This window comes from Streptomyces sp. NPDC085596 (assembly GCF_044541565.1).
GTDB lineage: Bacteria > Actinomycetota > Actinomycetes > Streptomycetales > Streptomycetaceae > Streptomyces.
This window is the reverse complement of record NZ_JBITTC010000002.1, coordinates 754025-777924: the sequence shown is the minus strand read 5'-3', so window position 1 is coordinate 777924 and position 23900 is coordinate 754025. Positions and strand designations below refer to the sequence as shown.

The window sequence follows — 23900 nt, the reverse complement described above, 5'->3', positions numbered from 1 at the left end:
CTCGGTCATCTCATCACCCTGCATCATCCTCGGCGTCAGGCACAACCGTGGACACCCGGCCCGCCGCGTCTTTGCCACGCCGCGGGCCGGGGGGTTCTCAGGCCCGCCCGCCCGCGCCGGGGAAGCGGTAGTGGGCGCGGACCAGGCCCTGGGTGTCGCGGAGCAGCAGGTCCACACCGGTCTCGCCCGACTCCGCGCGCCACGGGTGGCGGAAGGCGTCGTGCTGTGCCGAGGCGCTGCCCGCCCGATGCCGCACTCCGCCGGCCTCCAGCGCCGCGGCCACGGCCTTCACGCCCTCGTGCACGCCGTCCTCGTCGACCAGGAGCGCGCCGGGCAGGTAGAGGTCGGCGACCTCCTTGCGCAGCACCTCGCCCCCGGCCGCCACCGCGGCCAGGTACCGGTCGGCCTGGGCGTCGAGCCCGGCGTCCGCGGCCGGCGGCTCGTTGAACTGGTAGTCGGTGGTGATCCGGCCGTCCTCGTCCAGCAGCACCACGTCGAAGCCGACGGCGAGCACGTTCTCGCTGTCGCCCGGCGTCATCACCCAGTTGAAGGCCAGCGCGCCGTGGTGACCGACCGGCTCGCCGCCGGCCCGGAAGCGCAGCCCCTGGCCGGCCACGAACTGGTCGTGGGCCTCGGTCACTCGGGCCACCAGGTCCTCGGTGCCCTGGAAGCGGCGGGTCTGCGTGTGGTGCAGCCCGTCCGGCGTCCACAGCGCGGCGACCGCGGCTCGCCGGACGGCGGGGTCGGGCTCGTTCCAGACGGCGACGTAACGGTCCAGCAGTTCCTTGGCACTCACGTGCGCACACTCTCTCTCGCTAGCGGAAGACCCTGGGGCGGCGCGGGGGATTCGCCGCCCCAGGGGGTTCACCGGGGGTGGTTCACTTGCCGTCGTTCGTCTTGGGCAGCGCCTGGACCAGGAGGGCCAGGACAGCGGCGACCGCGACGAGGAAGACGATCCCCATGTCGAACGCGTGGGCGTAGGCCGACGTGTCGGGCGCGTCACCCAGCGCGTTGTAGAAGATCACGCCGATCACCGCGACGCCGATCGAGTTGCCGATCTGCAGACCGGTGGTGAGCACGCCGGAGGCCGAGCCCGCGTACTGCGGGTTGACTCGGGCGAGCACCGTGGAGGCGAGCGGGGCGACCGCCAGACCCATGCCGGCGCCGTCGATGACCAGGCCGGGGATGAGCCAGGCGATGCTGCCGCCGTCGCCGAGCCGGGCGACCGTGATCCCGAGGATCACCAGGCCCACGGCCATCAGCAGGGCACCGACGGCCAGCACCTGGCGTCCGAGCTTCGCGGCGAACTTGGTGGCGTTCATCGAGGTGTACATGTAGCCCGCGCCGATGGCGGCGAAGAGCAGACCCGCCTCCAGCGCGGTCAGCCCCCGGCCGGCCTGCATGTACAGGGCGAGCACCAGGAAGAAGGACGCCTGGCCCATCCAGAACACCAGCTGGCAGGCGAGACCGACGACGAAGGCGCGGTCGCCGAACATGGCGATGTTCACCAACGGGGAACCGCCCTTCCCGGCGATCGCCCGCTCGATGCTCACGAACACGGCGACCAGCACGACGAACGCGCCCAGGGACAGCCAGGTCCACAGCGGCCAGCCGGCCTCACGGCCTTCGATCAACGGCAGGACCAGGGCGACCAGGGCCAGGGTGACCACGACGACGCCGAGGAGGTCCAGCTTGGGCCGTCCCTCGGCCCGCGCCTCGGGCACCACCTTCACCGTCAGCGCCATGATGATCAGGCAGAGCGGCAGGTTCACCAGGAAGCAGGAGCGCCAGCCCCAGCCGGCGATGTCGGCCTCGATCAGCAGACCGCCGATGAGCTGGCCGAACACGGCCGCGAGTCCCATGGCCAGGCCGTAGCCGGCGAAGACCTTGAGCCGTGCCGCACCGGTGAAGATCGTGCCCAGCAGGGCCAGCACCTGGGGCGCGAGCAACGCGGCCGCGAGGCCCTGGAGCACCCGCGAGAAGACCAGGAAGCCGCCCGACTCGGCGATGCCGCAGAGCAGCGAGGCGACGGTGAACAGCCCCAGGCCCAGCAGGAACATCTTGCGGCGGCCGTACAGGTCGCCCAGACGGCCGCCGGTGATCAGGCCCACGCCGTAGGCCAGGCCGAATCCGGCGACCACCCATTCGATGGCGGACGCGGTCGCCTTCAGGTCGGTCTGCAACGAGGGAATGGCGACGTTGACGATGAAGAAGTCGAGGGTGGTGATGAAGACGCCGGCCAGCACGGTCGGCAGGATCAGCCGGTGCGGTACGGCCGGACTCCCGCCCGCCGGTGCGGGCGGTGGCGGCGCGGCGGGGCTGCGGTTGGTCTCGGTGGTCATTCTTCGTACTCCCGATCGATCACAGGATGTGTGAAACCCGGCTCGCCCGCGGCCGGGCAGACAGGTGTCCGAGTGCCCGTCCAGAATCTCGTCCGGTGATCAGAGGGGTCAATTACCTACCAGGTAATCACCGCGGCCGGCCCGGCACTCCAGCGGTTGTCCAGGCGGGATCAGCAGTGCGTCAGGGCCCGGTCAGAGCGGACTGCAATCATCACATCCGATTTGGCCCCCCAAAATGTTTCGATTGCCTTTCCGAAGGGTCCGCAAGATGAATCCCGGAAAAAACTTCCACAGCTATGGGCTGTTTATTGCGGGGAAAGACGTCGAGGGCGACGGCTGGGTCTACACCGTGAGCGCGAAGTCGCTCCTCGAAGACGTCTTCACCAGTGTCAGTCTCAAGCGCACCCTCGAAAAGGACGCGGACTCACCCGCCGCGGAACACCCTTACGTCATCGGCCGCTGCGCCGTCGCCGACGACGCGGCCATCGACCTCGCCAGTGAGGCCGCCGCCGCGGCCGCCCCCGGCTGGGCCGCGGTCCCGCTGGAGCGCCGGCTCCGTCTCGGCACCCTCTTCCGTGAGGAACTGCTGCGCCGCGAGGACGAGTTCGTCGACATGCTGGTCGCCGAGTCCCACCCGGTGAAGCTGGCCCGCTGGGAACTGAGCTGCCTGCTCCAGATCTACAGCGAGGAGAGCATCGGCTGGTACGCCCGCCAGATGCACACCGAGTTCGAGCAGGGCGACCGCCGGCTGATCGTCCGTCGTCAGCCTGACGGCGTGGTCGCCTTCAACCCGCCGCAGAACGCGCCGGCGCCCAGCGCGGCCCTCGCCGTCCTCGCCGTGATGGCCGGGAACGCGGTCGTGGTCCGCGCCCCGCGCAGCATCGCCCTCTCCACCCTGTGGGTCCTCCGCGACGTGGCCGCACCGCTCCTGGACGAGGTGGGCGCCCCGCCCGGCACCCTCAACGTCGTCTGCTCCAACCCGAAGCAGACCCTGGACCGCTGGATCACCAGCCCGCTGATCGACGACATCTTCTACATCGGTGGCAGCAAGGAGGGCCTGCGCTTCCAGGAACAGTGCGTCGCCCACGGCAAGAAGCCGATCCTGGAACTCGCCGGCAATGACGGGATCATCGTCTGGAAGGACGCCGACCTCAACTACGCCGCGGAGGCGATCACCGAGTCGTTCTACGGCTCCGGCCAGATCTGCATGGTCCCCAACTACGTCCTCGTCCACCCCGACGTCGCCGACGACCTCATCGCCGAGGTCCGGCGGCACGTCGCCGGCGTGCGGCCCGGCTACCCCGACGAGGAGGACGTCCTGCTCTCCCCGGTGCGCCGCACCGAACGCTTCTTCGGCCTGCTCGACCGGGCCCTGGAACAGGGCGCGGAGCTGGTCACCGGCGGCAAGCGCACCGAACTGGACGGCACCCCCTCCGAGACGGGCGTCTTCCTCCAGCCGACCGTGCTCCGCGTCGACGGCCTGGCCGCTGCCCGCGAGCACGACGTGGTGCGACACGAGACCTTCTTCCCGCTGCTGCCGATCGTGGTCGCCGAGCCGGACGACGACGAGGCCCTCCTCGACCGCTTCCTCGACTTCGTCAACACCAACGAGTACGGGCTGCGCAACTCCCTGTGGGCCAAGGACGAGAACGTCGTCGACACCTTCGTCCAGCGGGTGGTCAACGGCGGCCTGCTCAAGGTCAACGACTCCCACATCGGCTTCCTGCCCTACCTGCCCAGCCACGGCGGCACCGGCCTGACCGGCGGGGTCTTCGGCGAGGCCAACTACCCGATGCTCAAGACCTCCCACGTCCAGGGCGTCAGCATCGCGCGGGACGTCAGCCCGCACCGGACCGTCTTCGGCGACTGACCGGCTCCCGCCGCCCCGATCCCATCCGAGACCGACGCTGAACGAGGTGACACCCGTGAGATCTCTCGACGCCGCACGCGACACCTGCGAGCGTTTCCACCCCGGCCTGGTGAAGGCGCTGTCCGACCTGAGCTTCGACGAGCGGGAGGCGGCCGACAGCCCGGTCGTGGACCTCTTCCGGGCCGCCTTTGGGGTCGGACTGCTCGTCCCCACCGAGTACGGCGGACTGGGTGCCGACCCGGTCGACGCCGTCCACGTCCAGCGGGCCGTCGGCTCGCTCTCTCCGTCGCTCGCCGTGGCCTCGACCATGCACCACTTCACCGCCGCGATGCTCTACGCGCTCGCCGACGGCCCCGGCCGCCTCACCCCCGCCCAGACCGCGCTGCTCCACACGGTCGTCCCCGAGCAGCGGCTCATGGCCTCCGGCTGGGCCGAGGGCCGCACCCAGCAGAACATCCTCACCCCGGCCGTCACCGCCACCCCGGTCGACGGCGGTTACCTCCTCAACGGCTCCAAGAAGCCGTGCAGCCTCTCCCGTTCGATGAGCCTGCTCACCGCGAGCATCGCGGTCCCCGGCGCCGACGGCGCCCCCGAGCTGGCCCTCGCGCTCGTCGACGCCGACGCCCCCGGCCTCACCCGGCACCCCTTCTGGGGCACCGACGTGCTCGCCGCCGCCCAGAGCGACGAGGTCCGCCTCACCGACGTCCTCGTCCCCGAGGACCGGGTCGTCCGCACCACCGCGGACGACCCCGGCCGCATCGACGACCTCCAGAACGCCGGCTTCGTCTGGTTCGAGATGCTGGTCTCGGCCGGCTACGCGGGCGCCGCCGCCGGCCTGGCCGAGGAGGTGCTCGCCCGGCGACGCGGCGGCGCCGGCGAGCGCGGCACCCTGCTCGTCCGTACCGAGTCCGCCTTCCACCTGCTGCTGGGGGTCGCCCGCGCGGTGCGCGACGGCGTCGGCGGCGAGGAGGCCGTCTCCCAGGTGCTGATCGCCCGGTTCGCCGCGCAGGAGGCCCTGTCGCTCGCCACCCAGCAGGCCCTTGAACTCCTCGGCGGCATCGACTTCATCCGCTCCTCCGAGCACCTGCGGACGGCCGCCTCGGTGCGCCCGCTCGCCTTCCATCCCCCGTCCCAGGGGTCCACGGTCGAGCCGCTGCTCGCCTACGCCGCCGGCGGCCCGCTCGACCTGTCCTGACCCCGGAGCAGGGCCCCGCACCGCCCCACGGACCGAAAGCGAGACAGACACCGATGACCACGAGCGCCGGCGCCCCGGTCGACCAGGAGGCGGAGATCCTCCGGCTCTACCGGGCCCACCTGAGCAAGGGCCGGGCCACCCTGGCCGAGCTCTTCGGAACTCACATGGAGGTCGAGTCGCAGGGCGCCTGGCTGACCACCTCCGACGGCGAACGCTTCCTCAACGCGGGCGGCTACGGCGTCTTCATCATGGGCGCCCGCCACCCGATCGTCATGGAAGCGGTGCGCCGGCAGCTGGAGACCCACCCCGTCGCCACCCGCATCCTCCTGGAGCCCACCGTCGCCCGCGCCGCCGAGGCCCTGGTCTCCATCGCCCCCGAGGGCCTCGACCGCGTCCACTTCGCCCTCTCCGGGGCCGAGGCGGTCGAGACCGGCCTCAAGCTGGCCCGCGCCAACGGCCGCAAGCGGACCGTGTCGATGAGGGGCGGCTACCACGGCAAGACCCTCGGCGCCCTGTCGGCCACCGCCAAGGACGTCTACCAGGCGCCCTTCCGGCCCCTCATCCCCGACTTCGTCCACCTCCCCTTCGGCGACATCGACGCCCTGCGCGCCGAACTCTCCCAGCACCCCGGCGAGGTCTGCGTGATCCTCGAACCGGTGCAGGGCGAGGGCGGCGTCATCATCCCGCCCAAGGGCTACCTCAAGCAGGTCGAGGAGGCCGTCAGGGAGTTCGACGGCTTCCTCGTCCTCGACGAGGTGCAGTCCGGCTTCGGCCGGCTCGGCGAGTGGTGGGGCCTCGACACCGAGGGCGTCCGCCCCGACGTCCTGCTCGCGGGCAAGGCGCTCGGCGGCGGCGTGGTCCCCGTCTCCGCGGCCCTCGCCACCCGCGAGGCGTTCCGGCCCTTCGACAAGGACCCGTACGTCCACACCGCCACCTTCTCCGGCCAGCCCCTGCTGATGGCCGCGGTCCAGGGCTCCGTCCGCGCCCTCGGGGAGGAGGAACTGGTGCCCCGCGCCCGCGAACTCGGCGCCCGGCTCCTCCCGCGGATCACCGAGATCGCCCGCCGCAACATCCCCGACCAGCTCGTCGAGGTGCGCGGCCAGGGCCTCCTGATCGGCGTCGAGCTGATCGAGCCGGGACTCGCCGGCGAACTGCTCATCGAGCTGTTCAACCACGGAGTGGTCGCCAACCACTCGATGAACGGCTCCTCCGTGGTGCGGTTCACCCCGCCCGCGATCCTCACCGACCGGGACGTCGAATTCCTGCTCGACTCCTTCGACAAGGCCACCGTCGACCTCGTACGGCGTTCGGCCACGATGCCCGAAGGCGGCAACTGACCATGCGACACGTCGAACTCCACGCCCTGGTGCGCCTCGCCTCCGCCGAGGAGGTCTTCCGGACCGTCCCGCAGTGGGAGCGCTACCCGGAACTCGCCCCCCACGTGCGCTCCACCGAGGTGCACGCGACCCTCCCCGAGCCCGTCGGCAGCTCCAGCTGGGAACTGCACTTCCGCAGCGGCCTGTTGCGCTGGACGGAGGAGGACACCTTCCTCCCCGACCGGCTGGAGATCCGGTTCGAGCAGACCGACGGCGACTTCGACAGCTTCGAGGGCGTCTGGGCGCTGCGCCAGGAGGGCCCGGACGTCTCCGTCGTCTTCACGGCGGACTTCGACTTCGGCATCCCGAGCCTCGCCAGCATCCTCGACCCGATCGCCGAGCGCGTGATCCGCGAAACCGTCGCCTGGGCCCTCACCGGCTTCTTCCCCGGCACGACGATCCTCGACACGGATATCACCCTCGACGCCGCGGCCGCCCCGAGCGCGGGTTGAGCCACCGCCGGCGGCGGACCCCCGGCCCGCCGCCCGCCCCGTAACCCCTCCCGTCAGGAGTTCACCCCGTGGACCAGGCAAACCCCTTCGAGACGCCGAAGACCTTCTCGCTCCACCGCGCCGAGTACCTGGTCGGCCTCGCGGTGACGACCGGTCTCCTCATCTGGCACTTCGACGAGATCCGCTGGCTGCCCGCCATCGGGCTCTTCCTCTACATCGACCTCATCGGCTACATCCCCGGTGCCCTCGCCTTCCGCCGGGCCGGCGGCCGCCCCATCCACAAGGGCTACTACGTCGCTTACAACATCATGCACAGCCTGATCACCCAGGGCGCCGTCGCCGCCCTGTGGTGCTGGCTGGTCCGCCCCGAGTGGGCGCTGCTGGTGCTCCCCTTCCACCTCTTCGGCGACCGGGGCCTGTTCGGCAACTTCATGAAGCCGTTCGCCCTGCCCTTCGAGCCCGTCCGCCAGCCCGGCTACCTGCGCCTCCTGGACGACCTCGGCCTCCCGCACCCCAAGCCGGCCGGCCACGCCGAGACCCCGGCCCCCGTGGGACACGTCCCCGGCGCCCCGGCCGGCCCGCGCGAGGAGACCGTCCCGACCGGCGGGGGAGTGGCCCGATGAGCAGGATCACGCTGCGCGACCGCTGGACCACCCACGACCGGGTCCTGCGCCGGCTCGCCACCCCGGTGTCGGTGCTCACCGCCGAACACGAGGGCCACCGCCACGGCACCACCGTCAGCACCGTCGTCCGGATCTCCCGCCGCCCGCAGGTCCTGGGCGTGTGCCTCAAGCCGGACTCGGTCCTGGCCAAACTCGCCACCGCCGAGGGCCGCTTCGCGGTCAACATGCTCAGCAGCGGACAGGACCACCTGGCCCGTCATTTCGCCGGCAGCTCCCGGCCCGACGGCGCTGCCCAGTTCCACGGCATCGACTGGGACCCCGCCGCCTACTCCAAGGCGCCGCTCTTCCGTGGCGCGCTCGCCCACCTCGACTGCCGGGTGGTCGGCCGCTTCCAGGTCGGCGACCACGAGCTGCTGCTCGGTGCCGTCGTCCACGCCGCCACCGCCGAGGGAGACCCGCTGGTCAGCAGCGCGGGGGAGCTCTTCGCCGGGAAGCTCATCCCGGTCGCGGAGGCCGGGGAGGGCGTCCTGGCCGACGTCGGCCAGGCACTGGTCCCGACCGGCCCGCGACCCACCCCGTCCGCCAAGGAGAACGTGCCCTCATGAACACGCCCACCGCCAAGGAAGCCGACTGGGACACCGCCCCCGGCCTGCTCGACGGCGCCAAGGAACTGACCCTCGGCCCGGACCACTGCGACCTGGCCTACTGGTTCACCGAGGTCGCCCAGGGCACGCTCCGCGACCGCGGTGCCACCGGCCACCACGAGAAGGCCGGTGTCCCGGACTTCCTCCGCCGGCCGGGCCCGCTCCGCGAGGCGCTCGTCCTGGAGTTCGGCTTCCGCGGCCTCTCCGAGGAGATCGCCACCCGCCTGCTGGGCCACTACGTCTCCCGCGCCCCCTCCGTCCCGGAGATGGAGTTCTACGCCACCCAGCTCATGGACGAGGCCCGGCACGCGCGGGTCTTCCGCAACCACCTGGTCGAACTCGGCCTGCCGCAGCGCACGCTGCTCGCCGACATCGACGCGATGGCCGCCGACTACCGACGCGAGGTGCTCCAGCCCGTCGAGGACTTCACCCTGGAGATCATCCGCGATCAGAACGACTTCTACGGCGGTGTGGCCGTCTTCGCCATCGTCATCGAGGGCGTCCTCGCCCCCGCCGCCGAACTGAGCGAGCGCAAGTGGACTCCGCTGTCCGAGGCCACCCAGGAGATCTCGCGCGGCACCGCCATCGACGAGATCCGGCACCTCACCGTCGCCAGCACCATCCTGCGCGACCACCTGCACAGCCACCCCGAGTACCTGCCCCGCCTCCGCGAGATCCTCGCCGCCGGCACCGAACTGTGGGACCGCGTGCCCGACCGGCCGTACGTCCTCCACCGCGAGGAGCTCTTCCAGCAGGGCATGGCCGAACAGGCCGAGGTCATCGGCGACTATGAGGTCTGGCCCGGCGTACGGATGCTCGACACCACCCCCGAGCAGCGGTACGACATGGCCGAGCGGTGGACCGACGAGATGGCCGCGAGCCGCATGGCCTACATGGGCCTGCCCGTGGACGCGACCGTACGGAGTGAGCGTCCGTGAGCGGCGCCGACCTCCCGGCCGGCCCCGGACCCCGTGCCGGCCGCGTCTTCACCGCCCCCGCCGGGCGGGCGGCCGTCCTTGCCGGCATCGGCAGCCACGTGCCGCCCACGGTCGTCACCAACGACGACCTGGTTGCCCGGCTGGACACCTCCGACGCCTGGATACGCACCCGGACCGGCATCGCCGCCCGGCACGTAGTCACTCCCGGCACCGCCACCTCCGACCTCGCCGTCGAGGCCGGCCTGCAGGCCCTCAAGTCGTCCCACGACTCCCAGGTCGACGCGGTGGTCCTGGCGACCACCACACCCGACCACCCCTGCCCGGCGACCGCCCCGGCGGTCGCCGCCCGGCTCGGGCTCGGCGGCGTCCCCGCCTTCGACGTCGCGGCCGTCTGCGCCGGTTTCCTCTACGCCCTCGCGACCGGCGCCGGCCACATCGCCACCGGCCTCGCCGACCGCGTCCTGGTCATCGCCGCGGACGCCTTCACCACGATCATCGACCCCGACGACCGCGGCACCGCCGTGATCTTCGCCGACGGCGCCGGAGCCGTGGTGCTCCGTGCCGGCACCGCCGACGAACCGGGCGCCCTCGGCTCCCTCGTCCTCGGCAGCGACGGCGAACTGAGCGACCTCATCACCGTGTCGGCCGGCGGCTCCCGCCAGCGCTCTTCCGGCCTTGCCCCCCAGCCGGGCGAGGAGTACTTCCGGATGGCCGGCCGGGCCACGTACCGGCACGCGGTGGAACGGATGACCGCGGCCTCCCTGCACGCGCTCGCCGACGCAGACTGGCGGCCCGAGGACGTCGACCGTTTCGCCGCCCACCAGGCCAACGCGCGCATCCTCACCGCCGTCTCCGACCGGCTCGGCATCGAGCCCGCACGGCAGCTCTCCAACATCGAGCACGTCGGCAACACCGGCGGCGCCTCGATCCCGCTCCTCCTGGACCACAGTGCCGCCGACGGCAGCCTGAAGGCCGGCGACCGGCTGCTCCTGACCGCCTTCGGCGGCGGTCTCTCCTGGGGCGCGGCGACCCTCACCTGGCCCGAGCTCCAGGCCGGGCCGGGGCCGCGCCCCACCCCCCGCACCATCTGACATCCACTCACCAGAGAGGCAGACGAGCCATGTTCGAACAGCTGAAGGAAATCCTGGTCAACAAGCTCAAGGTCACCCCCGAGCAGATCACCCTGGACGCCACCCGCGAGGACATCGAACTCGACTCGCTCGCCGTCGTCGAGCTCTCCCTCGTCCTGGAGACCGAGCTGGGCGTCTCCGTCTCGGACGACGAACTCCTGGAGGCCGAGACCGTCGGCGACATGCTGGCACTGATCGAGCAGGGAAGCGCGCGGGTGTGATGACCGGCACCGACATCGCCGTCACCGGTCTCGGCCTGGTCACCCCGGCCGGGATCGGCACCACCGCGAGCTGGGCCGGCGTCCGCGCCGGGCGCCCCGCCGCGGCGGCCGACCCCACCCTCGACGGTCACCCGGTCTCCATCTCCTGCCGGGTGCCGGGATGGGACGCGGACGCCCTGCTCGGCGCCCGCCGGGCCCACCGGCTCGACCGCTTCACCCAGTTCGCGCTGGTCGCCGCGGCCGAGGCGATCGCCGATGCCGGCCTCGACCCGGCCACCTGGGACGGCGCCCGCGTCGGCGTGATCCTCGGCTGCGCCGACGGCGGACCCGGCACCGTGGAGGAGCAGCACCGGGTGCTGGTCGAACGCTCCCCGCGCCATGTCTCCCCGCTGCTCCTGCCCATGCAGCTGCCGAACATGCTCGCCGGCCAGACGGCCATGGAGTTCGGCGCCACCGGCCCCAACCTGGTGGTCGCCACCGCCTGCGCCTCGGGCACCACGGCCATCGGTACCGCCCGCGACCTGCTCCTCCTCGACCGGTGCGACCTCGTCCTCACCGGCGGCAGCGAAGCCATGATCACGCCCCTGGTGATGGCCGGCTTCGCCCGCATGGGCACGCTCTCGTGCCGCACCGACGACCCGGCCGCCGCCTCCCGCCCGTTCGAGACGGACCGCGACGGCTTCGTGGCGGGGGAGGGGGCCGGGGTACTGATCCTCGAACGCGCCGCCGACGCCCGCGCCCGCGGCGCCCGGCTCCGCGCCCGAGTCGCCGGGTACGGCGCCTCCGCCGACGCCCACCACCTCACCTCGCCGCACCCGGAGGGCATCGGCCTGGAGGCGGCGATGCGCGCCGCGCTCGCCGACGCCGGCTGCCGTCCGTCCGACGTCGGCCACGTCAACGCACATGGCACCGCCACCCGCCTCAACGACCTCACCGAGGCCAAGGTGGTGCGCCGCGTGCTCGGCGACCCGCTCGTCACCTCCACCAAGGGCGTCACCGGCCACCTCCTCGGCGCGGCCGGCGCGATCGAGGCCGCGTTCACCGTCCTCGGCCTGGAGGAGCAGGTGGTGCCCCCCACCGCCAACCTCGACGTCCCCGACCCCGACTGCGACCTCAAACTCACCACCACGGCCACCACGACCCGCTACGACCTGGCCCTGAGCAACTCCCTTGGCTTCGGCGGCCAGAACGCGGTCCTGGCCCTCACTCGGGCCTGAGCCCCAGCCGGTCCGTCGTTCGTGCGGCGCCACGGCCCCACAGCCGTGGCCGTCCCCCCGCCCTCTCCCCACCGCGCTCCCCGCCCGCCGGACGGGACGCGGCCCAGACCCCAGGAGCCCTTCATGACGACGAACGCGCAACAGGCCCCGCCCGCGGGGCGGGGGTCCCTCACCACCAGCCACATTGTCTTCATGATCGTCGCCGCCGCTGCGCCGCTCTCCGCCATGGTCGGCACCGTCCCACTGGCGTTCGCGATCGGCACCGCCGAAGGCGTCCCCGCCGCGTTCCTCTTCGCCGGCGCCACCCTGCTCTGCTTCTCCGTCGGGTACGCGGTCAGCGCCCGCCGAACCGGCGGTTCCGGCGGCTTCTACGCCTCCATCGCCGACGGCCTCGGCCGGCCGGTGGCGGTCGGCAGCGGCTGGACGGCGGTCGTCGCCTACAACAGCGCCACCATCGGCCTGGTCGGCGCGTCCGGCTACTTCACCAGCCTGGTGCTGGCGGGCCACGGCATCCACCTGTCGTGGGAGTGGTGCGCCGCGATCGTCCTGGTGCTCATCGCGGTCCTCGGGTACCGGGACATCGCCATCAGCGCCCGCGTGCTGGCCGTCCTGATGATCGCCGAGATCGGCGTCCTGGCCGCCCTGGACGTCGCCGTACTGGCCCGGCACGGCGTGCGGGCACTGCCGGCCGCCTCGTTCTCCTGGCGCGCGGCCACCGGCCCCGGCCTCGGCGTCTCGCTGATGTTCGCCTTCGTGTCGTACATCGGCTTCGAGTCGGCCGCCCTGTACGGAAAGGAGGCGCGCGACCCGCGCCGCAGCGTCCCGCGGGCCACGTACATCGCCGCCCTCCTGATCTCCGGCTTCTACGCCCTGACCAGCTGGGCCGCGGTCGGCGCGATCGGACCCGGCCAGGTCCGGGAGACCGCGGGGAACAGTCTCGGGGACCTCTTCTTCGACCTGGGCCGCGACTACCTCGGCACCGCCGGCAGTACCGCTCTGGAGATCATGCTCTGCACCAGCCTGTTCGCTGCGACGCTGGCGCTGCACAGCGCCGCCAACCGGTACGCGCAGGTGATGGCCGACGACGGCCTGCTGCCCCGCCCGCTGGGCCGGCTGCACCCGAGGTTCGGCTCGCCGCACCTGGCCGGTCTCGTCCAGGTGGCGGTCTGCGCCGTGGTCGCCGCCGTCTTCGCCATCGGCGGCCTGGACCCGTACGCGAACATGACGACCAGCATGCTCGGCCTCGGCACCCTCGGCATCGTCGCCCTCCAGGCGCTGTCGGCGCTCTCGGCCATGGCCCTGCGCCGCAAGGACACCAGAGCCGGCCTCTGGCGGGGGGTCGTGGCGCCGCTGCTGGGCTTCGCCGGCCTGGCCGCCACGGTGTGGCTGGTGGTCGGCAACTTCGACGTACTGACCGGCGCGACCGGCGGGGTCGTCGCACACCTTCCCTGGGTGATCGTCCTGGTCACCGCGGCGGGCGTGCTGTGGGCACTGCGGCTGCGCGCGGCCGCCCCGGAACGCTACCGCGCGCTGGCCACCGCACACCTGCCCCCCGAGGCGGCCCAGGCGGACACGGCGGCGGAGCCCGGTACCTCCGCCCCTGTCTCGGAACCGGCCTGAGCCGCCCCCCTGTCCATCCCCGTCCATCCGCCCCGGAGGGAACGACGTGCACGACGTACGCGAGCTGATCGACAGCGGTCCGGAGACCGAGCGCCGTCTGGCCCGGCGCGGCCATCCGTTCGACCTCGACGGGCTCCGGGCCGCCCAGCGGCGCCGGGTCACCGCGCTGGAGGCGGTGAACGGCCTGCGGGCGGAGCTGAAACAGGCGTCTCGCAGAGGCCGCCCGGCGGACTCGTCCGCCCCGACGGCCCCGACCGAGGAGGACCTGCGCGAACGCAACCGCCGCCTCCGGGACCGGGTGCAGGCCGCCGAGGCCGAGGCGAGGGAGGCCGAAGGGGATCTGGAACGGCTCCTGCTGACGGTGCCGAACCTGCCGGCCGACGACCTTCCCGACGGCTTCGACGAGAAGGACGCCGTGGAGGTCCGCCGCGTCGGCCCGCGCCGCGGCTCGGGCCCCGGCCTCGGCCGGCACCACGCCGACCTCGGCGAGAGCCTCGGCATCCTGGACACGGCCGCGGCGGGGAAGCTGTCCGGTGCCCGGTTCAGCGTCGCCGTCGGGCCGGGCGCCCTGCTGGAACGCGCGCTGGGCTCCCTGCTCCTGGACCTGCACGGCCGGGAGCACGGGTACACCGAGTACGCGGTGCCGCACCTGGTCAGCCGCGAGACGATGACCGGTACGGGCCAGCTTCCCAAGTTCGAGGACGACCTCTTCGCCACCTCGGTGGGCGGCCGGGAACTGTTCCTGATCCCCACCGCCGAGGTGCCGCTGACCAACCTGCTCGCGCGGGAGACCCTCGACGAGCGCCGACTGCCGCTGGCGATGACCGCGCGCACCCCGTGCTACCGGGCCGAGGCGGGCTCCTACGGCCGCGACACCCGCGGCCTGCTCCGCCTGCACCAGTTCGAGAAGGTGGAACTGGTCCGCGTCTGCAGGGAGGAGGACGCGGAGGCGCAGCTGGAACTGATGCTGACGCATGTGGAGGCGTGTCTGCGGCGTCTGGAGCTGTCGTACCGCGTGGTCCTGCTGCCGGCCGGCGACATCGGGTTCTCCGCGCGGAAGACGTACGACGTCGAGGTGTGGCTGCCGGGCAGCGACACCTACCGTGAGATCTCCTCGGTCTCGGACTGCGGCACCTTCCAGGGCCGCCGGGCCGGCCTCCGCTACCGCGCGGGCGGCTCCCGGCGGCCCGCGGCGACGCTCAACGGCTCCGGCCTGCCGATCGGAAGGACCGTCGCCGCCCTCCTGGAGCAGGGGCAGCGGGAGGACGGCTCCGTGGTGCTGCCGGAGGCGCTGGCCAGGTACACCGGCTTCCACCGGCTGCTCCCCGGCGGCGGCTCGGAGTGACGGCCCATCGGCCCCACGGTGACCACCGTGGGGCCGGCGCCGTCCTCACGCGCTCGCGCGCAGCAGGGCGGTGGACCCGTGCAGTCCCGGGTCCTGGTTGAGCATCTGGCGGAACAGCTGCCGCAGCTTCGGCGAGGGCTCCATGCCCAGCTCGTCGGCGAGCCGCAGCCGGGCCGCGTTGTACACGCCGACGGCCTCGGCCTGCCGGCCGCTCTGGTAGAGCGCCACCATGAGCAGCTCCGTGGTTCGCTCCCGCCACGGGTGGGCGACGCTCATCCGCTTCAGCTCACCGACGACCCGCATCGCCTCGCCTGCGCGCAGCCGCAGCCAGAAGGCGTCCTCGCGGGCGGAGAGGTACTCCTCCTCCCACTCCGTGGCCGCGCTCGCGCAGAGCGGCCCGGCGGCGGCGTCCCCCAGCGGCGCCCCGCGCCACATCCCGAGCGCCCGCTCCAGCGACTCCAGCGCGCCGGTCGGGTCGTCCGCCTCCATGGCCCGGTGGGACCGGCGTATGAGCCCCCGGAACTGATGGACGTCGATGTCCTCCGGCGCCACCTGGATGCTGTACCCGGACCCCCGCGTCCGTACCAGGTCCGCCGCCGGGTCCCCCACCAGCTGCACGAGCGTGCGCCGTAACCGCGACACGTGCGCCTGGAGCGCGTTCTCCACGGTCGCCGGCGGATTCTCCCCCCACAACTCGTCGTACAGCGTCGGGACGGGCACCACCGCGGGCGCGTGAATGAGCAGACTCGCCAGTAGGCACCGCTGCCGAAGCCCGGGAACGGCATGGGCCGCGCCTCCGACGCCGACTGCCACTGTGCCCAAGATCCGGAACTGCAAGAGAGCCTCCCCCTAGGTCGCGGCCCGGGCTTTCACACCGCCCGTGCCGTCCGTTGCCGCCGTGCTGCGCATTGTGAAGCCCCGACCTAGAGCCCGACTGGACACCCCGACCGCCCCGTCGCCCGGTGCCGAGACCCCCTCCGGAAGAATTCCCTCCCTCGACGCGCTCGGGGAAAGCCGCCCCAGAGTCGGTGGAACAGGGCGCCCGACCTGCGGTTCTACGGGTGTGCACGAGGTGCGGCGCGGGCGTTATGGGCGACATCCCGAGGCCGGCGCCGGCCTTGTGGAAGGGAGTCCCGATCCAGCGGCGGGGACCGCGAGGTGGAGCGGGCTCAGGACGTTCCGGGCGGAGCCGCTGACATGGCTCCGGGGGCCTGTCGGCGAACGATTCCGGCCAAGGGCAGGCCAGTGGCCGTCAGGTGCCCCGCCCCGCGGCGGCGGAGCCACGCACAGTCTTCGGTTCGTAGAAGGTGCCGTCGCGGAGCATCGCGAACAGCACGTCGGCTCGGCGTCGGGCAAGGCAGAGGAGGGCCTGAGTGTGATGTTTTCGCTGACGGGAGTTGTTTGAGCGCGCATCTGAGGGGATGGGGCGTGGCTCGACCATCCTCGCGTTCGACCAACGGGCATGCCAGTCACGGAACTGGCAGCTGCGCGACATCAGGCGCATAGATGTGCAGGCGTGGGTTCGCCAGCTCGCCGACGAAGGGGTGGCGGCGTCCGCTGTCAAACGGTCCTACCGCCTGACGTCGTCGCGTCGGCAACCGGTGGAGTCGGCGCCTCTCGGCGGTGGGGGCACGGCCAAGATCGATGTGATCCGGACTCGACTCCTGCCAGTTGCAGGTGCGGCCCGGGGTGGTCGGCAATGGACATGGCCTCCGCAGCCCACGAGCCAGACCGGCGAGTACAGGCCGTCCTCCCGCCTCACTGCCCCAGGCGGGCTGGTATGCCCGGTGAATGCGGCGTCGTCGCTCGGACGAGGTGATCGCGACGTGGAGGTCGAGAGGGTCGCAGTGAACAACTTCGGCTGACCGACTACCGGCCGCTCCGTGGGCGGGTGATTGTACAAGAAGGGTGATCAGGTCGGGGGCCGCGTGGATATGGTGGAGTGGCCTTGCCGGATGGACCTAGGGGAATTCGTGACGTTCGAGCAAGAATGGGCCGAAACGCGCGCGGCGGCGGCCAAGCGGACTGCCATGCGGATCAACAGCGTTCCGGCCGACGGTGGCGGAGGTGGTGGTGGGTACGACCTGGTGGTCAATCGGGACGATCTCGGCGCCATCGGAAATGACGCGTATGACCTGCTGGGCCGGCTGGGGAAGGAGGGCGATATCGCCCGTTCCTCCACGTTCGACGCGGCGACGGCGCTGACCAACGGGAACTTTGCGAGCGGTTCGGCGGTGCTCAAGGTGCATGACTTCTGGCAGACGCATATGAAGACGCTGCTGGACGCCTGCGCGCAGATTTCCAATCACCTCGATTACAGCAAGGCCCGGCACGCCAAGGACGAGGCGAAGATCGTGGGAGACCTGACGCAGATTTCCGTGCTTACGGAATACCTGAAATAGGGCTCGGGGGAGCGCGCGACATGCTGACGTACGAGGACATCATCCAGGCCCCGGTGGCGAAGCTGAAGGCCGCTGCCGACGACTGGTCGGAGATGGTGGGGAAGCTGGACAAGCTCGCCGCCGACGCCGCCGACGGGATGAAGGCGAAGGCGGCCAAGGCCGACTGGGAGGGCGTCAACGCGGGGGTCACCAAGGCGTTCATCGGTAAGACGGTCAAGGAGTTCGAGGACGCCGCGGCCGAGGCCAAGGGTGTGAAGCTGATCCTGGAAGAGGGTCACGCGGCCATCAAGAAGGCCAGGGACGACCTCGTCAACATCCGGGACCACGAGGGGCCCGCGGCCGGCATCCGGGTGGACGGCAAGGGCAAGGTCACGGCACGGAAGCCGGTGTCCGAGATGCCCGCGGCGCGGCACGACCCCGACTACGGCAAGTTTCTGCGGGAAGAGAAGCAGAACATCGAGTCGTGGCAGAAGAGGATCGACCTCATCGTCGACAACTGCAACGACACCGACGTCGCCCTCAAGAACGCCCTTGAAACCAACGTCACCGACCGCAAGGACTTCAGCGCTCCGACGTACACGAAGCTGGACCAGGAGGAGGCCGCCCGCGCCGCCGCTCTGGCGGCCAAGGGCCGGGACCTCACGCACGCCGAACTGCAGCAGCTCAACGAGCTTCTGAAGGACAACAGTTCGTCGGTGGAGTTCTCCAAGGACTTCTACGGGAAGCTCGGCCCCCAGAAGTCGCTCGCGTTCTTCGGCCAGCTCTCCATGGACACGTACGAATACGGAAAGGTCGACGCGGAGCGCCTCAAGGACGTCCAGGAGCTCCAGAAGAACCTCGGCCTCAACCTGGCCACCGCCTCCCACGACAAGGAATTCACCGACAAGTGGGGTCCGGAACTCCGCAAGTTGGGTACGGAGCGCATTCCGCTGGCCAAGCACGATTACGGCGGCCCGTTCGGATACCAGCTCCTCGGCGGGATCATGCGGTACGGGAACTACGACGCCAAGTTCCTCAACCCCATCGCCGAACACGTGGCGCAGGTGCACGCCAAGGACCCGGACAAGTTCGCCGAGAACAAGGTGGTGAACAGTTGGTTCAAGAACCCGTTCAACCCCTCCGGTGTGAACGGAGCCGGCTACGACCCGGCCACCGCCATGCTGGAGGCGCTCGGCAACAGTCCGGAAGCGGCGAAGAAGTTCTTCACCGACGCTCCGACCGCCTACAACGAGGACGGCACGGTCAACCACGGCGCCACGGCCGACCTCGGGAAGAACAAGGACGGCGGGAAGATCGACAACTACTTCGACTTCTTCACCAACGAGAAGTGGGAGTCCTTCCCCGACGTCAACTCGACTGACCCGAAGGAGAACAAGGCGTCACTCGACCAGATGCCCGACGCCCTCGGCCACGCCCTGGAGGCGGCGACCCTGGGCTACCCGGCCGGGCACCCGGACGCCCACGTGGTGCGGGACGCGGACAACGCCGCGATCATGGAGAAGGTCATGGAGACGTACTCCTCGGACCCGGGTCTGCTCAAGGAGCACCACGAGGCGATGGCCGACAGCCTGGGGGTCATGGGCGCCGGCTACATCGACGACATCAACTGGGCCTTGGACAAGAACGATCCGGACAGCGTGTTCGCGCCGGGCAAGAACCCGGACGCGCACCTCGACTTCGCGGACACCGTGGATGGGAACGGGCGGAGCGTCGTGCGGGGCTTCCTCAGCACCATGGGCCAGCATCCGGACGCCTACGCGACGCTCTCGACCGCTGAGCAGGTCTACACCCGCAGCGCTCTGGAAGAGACAGTGGGCCCGGACGGAAAGATCACCGACCAGAGCGCTGCCATGGCCAGGGCGACCGTGCGCACGGGCGCCGAGGTACAGGGCATGCTCGATCAGTCCCGGGCCGACCAGGTGGAGGCGACGAACCTCAAGACCCACGAGGACTACGAGAAGGCGGTCGCCAAGCGGGCGGGCTGGGTCGAGTTCGGGGCCACGGCGGGCATCGCGGCGGGCGTCGCCTTCCTGCCCGCGACCGCGGCCGTGGGCGCCGCCGCGGTGCTCATCCCGCTGGCGACCGATACCGCCAGTGGTGCTGCCGAACAGGTCATCAGCCAGGTGGTCGGTGACGTCGCCGACAATTCGGTGGATGAGCACAAGGAGAAGCTGGAGGACCTCACCGACCAGGAGAAGAACAAGATCTACTCTGCCGGTGAGGGCATGGCCGAGGCCCCGATGCAGGAGTTCCTGGAGCGTCACGTTGTGGATCCCGACAAAAGCCAGTTCGCGCAGGACCTGCGCGAATCGATGCTGCTCGGCTACGGGGTCGGCAACGACCGGGAGAACCAGCAGGGCAACGATCCGGAGGCCGGCTGATGCCGATGGACTGCCGAGGACACGTGAGGATGCGGACAGTGATCAGTCGTAGGTCAGTACGTGGGGGACTGGTTTCCGCGGCCGTGGCCGGCTCGTTGTTTCTCGGGGCCACGGGTTGTGGGGGTGACGGGGACAAGGACGGCCTTCCGAAGGACTACAAGGTCGTTGCGGGGACACAACTCTGCGGTGGCAATGCCATTTCCACCGATGCGTCCAAGGCGCTGAAGGTGATCACGGGGGCGTCGCGCTTCGAGGCGTCGTCGAAGGGTTACACCGTCGCGGAGGCTGCGGCGAATCTTGCCTTGGCAACGCCGGGCCTTACCGCCGGTCGAGAGGACGCCTGCCGTGTCTTCAAACCCATCGGCACGCGGCAATTCCAGCTCAGAATCACCTGGAGGTTGGCTGACAATGCCCCGACGGACGACCCTGCGGCCTCGAAGTTCACCGTGCTGAAGATGGGGGACGAAACCCTGGCAGCGGCGGACATGGCCTACGTCTATTTCACCTGTCGGAGTGACAAGTTGGTCGGCTCGGGAGGAGAGGCTCACATCGTGATCGGCGTGGAGTACTGGGGCATGCCGAAGGATCCCCAGGACAACGTAGAGGCGTTGAAGGACGCCTACGCGACCGTGGCCCACTCCTTCTCGCTGGCCATGGCCAAGGAACTGCGCTGCGAGAAGAACGGCGGGCTCCCCGCGAAGCCCGTGCTGGATCCGGCGTAGCCGCCGGCGTCCGAGACTCATGCGCTGCGAGTGAAATTAGGGGCCTCCAGCTGGCGGCCACCCGGCACATCGCCGACCTCCGGGGAGTGGGGCGGGTGAGGATGCGGACAGTGATCAGTCGTAGGTCAGTGCGTGGGGGACTGGTTTCCGCGGCCGTGGCCGGCTCGTTGTTTCTCGGGGCCACGGGTTGTGGGGGTGACGGGGACAAGGACGGCCTTCCGAAGGACTACAAGGTTGTTGCGGGGACACAACTCTGCGGTGGCAATGCCATTTCCACCGATGCGTCCAAGGCGCTGAAGGTGATCACGGGGGTGTCGCGGTTCGAGGCGTCGTCGAAGGGTTACACCGTCGCGGAGGCTGCGGCGAATCTTGCCTTGGCAACGCCGGGCCTTACCGCCGGTCGAGAGGACGCCTGCCGTGTCTTCACCCCCATCGGCACACCGCATTTCAATCTCAGAATCACCTGGAGTCTGGCCGACGGCGCCCCCACGGGTACCCCGTCCCCGAAATTCACCGTGCTGAAGATGGGAGAGGAAACCCTGGCAGGGACGGAGAAGGCGTACGTCTTTTTCGCTTGCCGGAGTGACAAGTTGATCGGCTCGTCGGGAGAGGCTCACATCGTGATCGGCGTGGAGCGTGGAGGTATGCCGAGGGACCCCCAGGACAACGTAGAGGCGTTGAAGGACGCCTACGCGACCGTGGCCCACTCCTTCTCGCTGGCCATGGCCAAGGAGCTGCGCTGCGAGAAGAACGGCGGGCTCCCCGCGAAGCCTGTGCTGGATCCCGCGTAGCGTAGCGGCTCACCCAGGAAGACACCGTGGCGGACGATCAGGACCCCGTTGGGCGCCGCGTCCCGGAGTACGGGCGGATCGCCAGGACCGAACACCTGCTGCGCGAGGTCGACCCGGTCGACGACACCTGCCGGAGGCAGATGAACCGGCAGCTCACCGTGCAAAAGTCCCGCCACAAGCTGGCCCGGGACGTGTGTCACGGCAAGCGCGGCACCATCCACCAGGCATACCGGGATGGGATGGAGGACCAGCTCGGCGCGCTCGGCCTGGTCCTCAGCGCCATCGTGCTGTGGACCACGAAGTACATCGACGCCGCCGTCGCCCAGCTTCACGCCGAAGGCCACGAGATCCGGGACGAGGACATCGCCCGCCTGTCGCCGCTCAAGCACCGCAACCTGAATCTGCTCGGCCGCTACGGCTTCACCGCCTCCCCCCCCCGGCCGCCGGCGCCCTGCGCCCGCTGCGCGACCCGGCCGCCCCAGAACTGGACGAAGACGACGGCGGCGGGCAGGAGTGAGTATCAGGAGCCGATCGGATCAATCCGTGACGGGCAGGCACTCGGCGAGCAGGGCGACGATGTCACGCCAGGCTCGCTGTGCGTGCCGTGGGTGGTAGCCGACGCCGGGAGGCGTGGTGTGGTCGACCGGTGGGTGGTGGAAGGCGTGAAGGGCTCCTCCGTAGACCACGAGGCGCCAGTCGATGCCTGCGGCCTGCATCTCTGCGGTGAACGCCTCCCGTTGGGCGGGCGGCATGATCGGGTCTTCCGACCCGACCCCGGCCCATACCGGGCAGCGAATGCGTGCCGCCTCGCCCGGTCGGCCGGTGGTCAGTGCGTTGACTGTCCCGATCGCGCGCAGGTCGACGCCATCGCGACCGAGTTCCAGTGCGACCGCGCCCCCGGTGCCGTAGCCGACGGCGGCGGTCCGGTCGGGGTCGGCCCGTGGTTCGGCACGCAACACGTCGAGCGCGGCGTGACCGATTCCTCGCATGCGGTCGGGATCGGCGAGCAGCGGCATGCAACGGGCGAGCATTTCCTCCGGGTCTTCCAAATAGCGTCCGCCGTGGAGGTCGAAGGCCAGCGTCACATACCCCAGCTCGGCCAGAGCCTCGGCCCGCCGGCGTTCGACATCGCTGAGCCCCATCCCCTCGGGTCCGATCAGGACTGCGGGCCGGCGCTCGGCACCGTCCGGGAGCGCGAGGTATCCGATCATCGTCAGGTTGTCGGCCGGGTATTCGACCGTACGGGTTGTGACCGTCGTCATGCGACTGGACGGTAATGACCGTTGCGCCCGCTCGGGGTGGTGTTCACCGATGGCAGACAGCAGTCTGTCCCCGACCACATCACCTGGACGCGTCGTCCGTCTGTCGTCACCACCGGGACGGACGGTTTCGGTGAGCCGGTCACCGTCACGCTGAACGCCGCTCAGAGCAGGACACCCACCGCCGTGGTCGGTGCCGCTTCAACGGTGAGCATGCGTATGCGCTGAAGTAGGGCGTCCGACCTGCGAGTTCAGCCGGATATCGCGACAGCGGTGCAAGCCGCGTCCGAGCGGCAGCTCACTGGATCAGGTCGGTGTGCGGATGCTCCGGAGATGCCGGGCAGACATAGAGCTGCATGTTGTCCGTGCTGCCGACTTGGACCGCGGTCGGCTGCGTGGGGCTCTGGCCGGCGCCGCGGCCGGCGGACGCGGTGGCTTGGTCCTCGTACGGTATCCAGCTGCCCGAACCCCCGTCCCATTCGAAGGAGGCGATGGTCAGTAGGGGGACCATGCGGGCGTCGCAGATCGCGCAGAAGCGGGGAATCGGGTCGGTGCGGCCCCATGGGGGCCAGCCGCCGACCTTCCAGCCGGGAGCGTCGGCCAGCGCACTGTCGTAGAACTCCTGCGGATAATCCGCGCACAAGCCGTCCACACCGACTTCAGTCGCCTGCCATCTGCTCCAGTCCCCGACCAGTTGCCTCAATTCCGCGCTCAGGTCCAAGGAGTTGGGGTACTCGGTGATCTGTTCCGGTGCCAGCAGACACGGCTCCGGCACATAGCAGCCTCCCCAGTCCGCCTCATACGGTTGCGGCGGCACGGCCAGGACATCGCCGACCTCCGCTTCGCACCGCCAGAACAGTGCGGTCGAAGGCTTGGCATCCGGTTCATGGTCGTATGGGCACCACAACACCTGGAGCACGTCGGCCTGTCCGGGCGGCCGCAACAGCGGTACGTCGCGCACAAAAAGCTGAGCCACGGGCAGCATGGGTACCGGGCACTCCGCAGGCGGAGGGTCGGCGTGGAGTCGTTCCTCGAGCGCCGCGTCGTTGCGCTCATTGATCGCTGACTCCTCAGGCGTGTACGCCGGTCCACCAGGATCACGGCGCAGCCGGGCCAGCCTGCGTCTTTCGAGTCGGACTGCTGCCGGGTACTCGCGGAAGCCGGTGTCCTGGTGTTGTGCGCTCTCGCAGTGCGGCCACGACTCTTCCGCGGGCCACAGCAACGGCCCCCCGACCGAGCTGTCCCGCACCGAGGGCATCCCGGCGCGCGGGTGCAGCCGTATCGCGGCTCGCGCCAGCGGAGCCAGTTCCGGAAAGACCGCGGTGACATCGAACGGCCGCGGCGGAGTTGCGCGTTCGAAAGCCATGACGAC

21 protein-coding genes and 1 pseudogene are annotated in these 23900 nt (G+C 70.7%); 17 read left to right on the top strand and 5 right to left on the bottom strand.

Annotated elements, in window-relative coordinates:
- Positions 1-97 precede the first annotated feature (97 nt).
- Together ACIGA3_RS09075 and ACIGA3_RS09070 are read right to left on the bottom strand one after the other, a co-directional pair.
- On the bottom strand, positions 98-796 hold the full coding sequence (locus ACIGA3_RS09075; RefSeq protein ID WP_399712012.1) for a hypothetical protein: 699 nt from the start codon (positions 794-796) through the stop codon (positions 98-100).
- 82 nt (positions 797-878) lie between these two features.
- The gene (locus tag ACIGA3_RS09070) at positions 879-2342 is read right to left on the bottom strand and encodes an MFS transporter (protein ID WP_399712010.1); all 1464 of its coding nucleotides are present in this window, start codon (positions 2340-2342) and stop codon (positions 879-881) included.
- Between the two features lie 268 nt (positions 2343-2610).
- Between ACIGA3_RS09070 and ACIGA3_RS09065 the strand changes: the two genes are divergently transcribed.
- From ACIGA3_RS09065 to serS, 12 genes are all read left to right on the top strand, one after another.
- Complete coding sequence (locus tag ACIGA3_RS09065) at positions 2611-4212, top strand: aldehyde dehydrogenase family protein (protein ID WP_399712008.1); 1602 nt, start codon at positions 2611-2613, stop codon at positions 4210-4212.
- A gap of 55 nt (positions 4213-4267) precedes the next feature.
- A complete protein-coding gene (locus tag ACIGA3_RS09060) occupies positions 4268-5407 on the top strand; it encodes an acyl-CoA dehydrogenase (protein ID WP_399712006.1) in 1140 nt (379 codons plus the stop codon).
- 53 nt (positions 5408-5460) lie between these two features.
- Positions 5461-6744, top strand: coding sequence for an aspartate aminotransferase family protein (locus tag ACIGA3_RS09055; protein WP_399712004.1), 1284 nt, complete (start codon positions 5461-5463; stop codon positions 6742-6744).
- Between the two features lie 2 nt (positions 6745-6746).
- Positions 6747-7235, top strand: coding sequence for a type II toxin-antitoxin system RatA family toxin (locus ACIGA3_RS09050; protein WP_399712002.1), 489 nt, complete (start codon positions 6747-6749; stop codon positions 7233-7235).
- A gap of 68 nt (positions 7236-7303) precedes the next feature.
- Entirely contained in the window at positions 7304-7858 is a 555-nt protein-coding gene (locus ACIGA3_RS09045) for a hypothetical protein (protein ID WP_399712001.1), read from the top strand.
- The gene (locus ACIGA3_RS09040) at positions 7855-8463 is read left to right on the top strand and encodes a flavin reductase family protein (protein ID WP_399711999.1); all 609 of its coding nucleotides are present in this window, start codon (positions 7855-7857) and stop codon (positions 8461-8463) included. Before ACIGA3_RS09045 ends, ACIGA3_RS09040 begins: the two co-directional genes overlap by 4 nt.
- On the top strand, positions 8460-9440 hold the full coding sequence (locus tag ACIGA3_RS09035; protein ID WP_399711997.1) for a VlmB-like protein: 981 nt from the start codon (positions 8460-8462) through the stop codon (positions 9438-9440). Before ACIGA3_RS09040 ends, ACIGA3_RS09035 begins: the two co-directional genes overlap by 4 nt.
- Positions 9437-10531, top strand: a complete 1095-nt coding sequence (locus ACIGA3_RS09030) for a beta-ketoacyl-ACP synthase III (protein WP_399711995.1) — start codon at positions 9437-9439, stop codon at positions 10529-10531. The genes ACIGA3_RS09035 and ACIGA3_RS09030 overlap by 4 nt, the downstream gene beginning before the upstream one ends.
- A 29-nt stretch (positions 10532-10560) precedes the next feature.
- Positions 10561-10791: an acyl carrier protein gene (locus tag ACIGA3_RS09025; protein WP_399711993.1), complete on the top strand. Its 231-nt coding sequence runs from the start codon at positions 10561-10563 to the stop codon at positions 10789-10791.
- Entirely contained in the window at positions 10791-12008 is a 1218-nt protein-coding gene (locus ACIGA3_RS09020; RefSeq protein WP_399711991.1) for a beta-ketoacyl-[acyl-carrier-protein] synthase family protein, read from the top strand. The genes ACIGA3_RS09025 and ACIGA3_RS09020 overlap by 1 nt, the downstream gene beginning before the upstream one ends.
- Positions 12009-12131: 123 nt before the next feature.
- A complete protein-coding gene (locus tag ACIGA3_RS09015) occupies positions 12132-13628 on the top strand; it encodes an APC family permease (RefSeq protein WP_399711989.1) in 1497 nt (498 codons plus the stop codon).
- 46 nt (positions 13629-13674) lie between these two features.
- Positions 13675-14973 carry a serine--tRNA ligase gene (gene serS, locus ACIGA3_RS09010; protein ID WP_399711987.1) on the top strand — a complete coding sequence of 433 codons (1299 nt, stop codon included), beginning with the start codon at positions 13675-13677 and terminating at the stop codon, positions 14971-14973.
- A 45-nt stretch (positions 14974-15018) separates the two neighbouring features.
- On the opposite strand, the gene ACIGA3_RS09005 is transcribed toward serS, so the two are convergent.
- Positions 15019-15786 (bottom strand): BTAD domain-containing putative transcriptional regulator, encoded by a 768-nt coding sequence (locus ACIGA3_RS09005; protein WP_399711986.1) that lies wholly within the window; start codon positions 15784-15786, stop codon positions 15019-15021.
- Between the two features lie 1160 nt (positions 15787-16946).
- Between ACIGA3_RS09005 and ACIGA3_RS09000 the strand changes: the two genes are divergently transcribed.
- The 5 genes and pseudogenes from ACIGA3_RS09000 to ACIGA3_RS08980 all read left to right on the top strand — a co-directional run.
- Positions 16947-17375, top strand: coding sequence for a hypothetical protein (locus ACIGA3_RS09000; protein ID WP_399711984.1), 429 nt, complete (start codon positions 16947-16949; stop codon positions 17373-17375).
- 20 nt (positions 17376-17395) lie between these two features.
- Positions 17396-19756, top strand: a complete 2361-nt coding sequence (locus tag ACIGA3_RS08995) for a hypothetical protein (protein WP_399711982.1) — start codon at positions 17396-17398, stop codon at positions 19754-19756.
- Positions 19757-19839: 83 nt separating this feature from the next.
- Positions 19840-20478 (top strand): hypothetical protein, encoded by a 639-nt coding sequence (locus tag ACIGA3_RS08990; RefSeq protein WP_399711980.1) that lies wholly within the window; start codon positions 19840-19842, stop codon positions 20476-20478.
- A gap of 155 nt (positions 20479-20633) precedes the next feature.
- A complete protein-coding gene (locus ACIGA3_RS08985) occupies positions 20634-21269 on the top strand; it encodes a hypothetical protein (protein ID WP_399711978.1) in 636 nt (211 codons plus the stop codon).
- A gap of 59 nt (positions 21270-21328) precedes the next feature.
- Positions 21329-21786: pseudogene (locus ACIGA3_RS08980) on the top strand (Tn3 family transposase); the annotation flags it as partial.
- Positions 21787-21805: 19 nt separating this feature from the next.
- Here the strand turns inward: ACIGA3_RS08980 and ACIGA3_RS08975 are convergent.
- Together ACIGA3_RS08975 and ACIGA3_RS08970 are read right to left on the bottom strand one after the other, a co-directional pair.
- Positions 21806-22531, bottom strand: a complete 726-nt coding sequence (locus tag ACIGA3_RS08975) for a dienelactone hydrolase family protein (RefSeq protein ID WP_399711976.1) — start codon at positions 22529-22531, stop codon at positions 21806-21808.
- A 295-nt stretch (positions 22532-22826) separates the two neighbouring features.
- Positions 22827-23894 carry a hypothetical protein gene (locus ACIGA3_RS08970; protein ID WP_399711974.1) on the bottom strand — a complete coding sequence of 356 codons (1068 nt, stop codon included), beginning with the start codon at positions 23892-23894 and terminating at the stop codon, positions 22827-22829.
- Positions 23895-23900 lie beyond the last annotated feature (6 nt).

What these genes read in the sequence shown, in the direction of transcription:
- ACIGA3_RS08970 (WP_399711974.1), bottom strand. Translation starts at nt 23,894, where the DNA reads ATGGCTTTCGAACGCGCAACTCCGCCGCGGCCGTTCGATGTCACCGCG.
- ACIGA3_RS09035 (WP_399711997.1), top strand. Translation starts at nt 8,460, where the DNA reads ATGAACACGCCCACCGCCAAGGAAGCCGACTGGGACACCGCCCCCGGC.
- ACIGA3_RS09025 (WP_399711993.1), top strand. Translation starts at nt 10,561, where the DNA reads ATGTTCGAACAGCTGAAGGAAATCCTGGTCAACAAGCTCAAGGTCACC.
- ACIGA3_RS09020 (WP_399711991.1), top strand. Translation starts at nt 10,791, where the DNA reads ATGACCGGCACCGACATCGCCGTCACCGGTCTCGGCCTGGTCACCCCG.
- ACIGA3_RS09040 (WP_399711999.1), top strand. Translation starts at nt 7,855, where the DNA reads ATGAGCAGGATCACGCTGCGCGACCGCTGGACCACCCACGACCGGGTC.
- ACIGA3_RS09055 (WP_399712004.1), top strand. Translation starts at nt 5,461, where the DNA reads ATGACCACGAGCGCCGGCGCCCCGGTCGACCAGGAGGCGGAGATCCTC.
- ACIGA3_RS08995 (WP_399711982.1), top strand. Translation starts at nt 17,396, where the DNA reads ATGCTGACGTACGAGGACATCATCCAGGCCCCGGTGGCGAAGCTGAAG.
- ACIGA3_RS08975 (WP_399711976.1), bottom strand. Translation starts at nt 22,531, where the DNA reads ATGACGACGGTCACAACCCGTACGGTCGAATACCCGGCCGACAACCTG.
- ACIGA3_RS09065 (WP_399712008.1), top strand. Translation starts at nt 2,611, where the DNA reads ATGAATCCCGGAAAAAACTTCCACAGCTATGGGCTGTTTATTGCGGGG.
- ACIGA3_RS09070 (WP_399712010.1), bottom strand. Translation starts at nt 2,342, where the DNA reads ATGACCACCGAGACCAACCGCAGCCCCGCCGCGCCGCCACCGCCCGCA.
- ACIGA3_RS09015 (WP_399711989.1), top strand. Translation starts at nt 12,132, where the DNA reads ATGACGACGAACGCGCAACAGGCCCCGCCCGCGGGGCGGGGGTCCCTC.
- ACIGA3_RS09050 (WP_399712002.1), top strand. Translation starts at nt 6,747, where the DNA reads ATGCGACACGTCGAACTCCACGCCCTGGTGCGCCTCGCCTCCGCCGAG.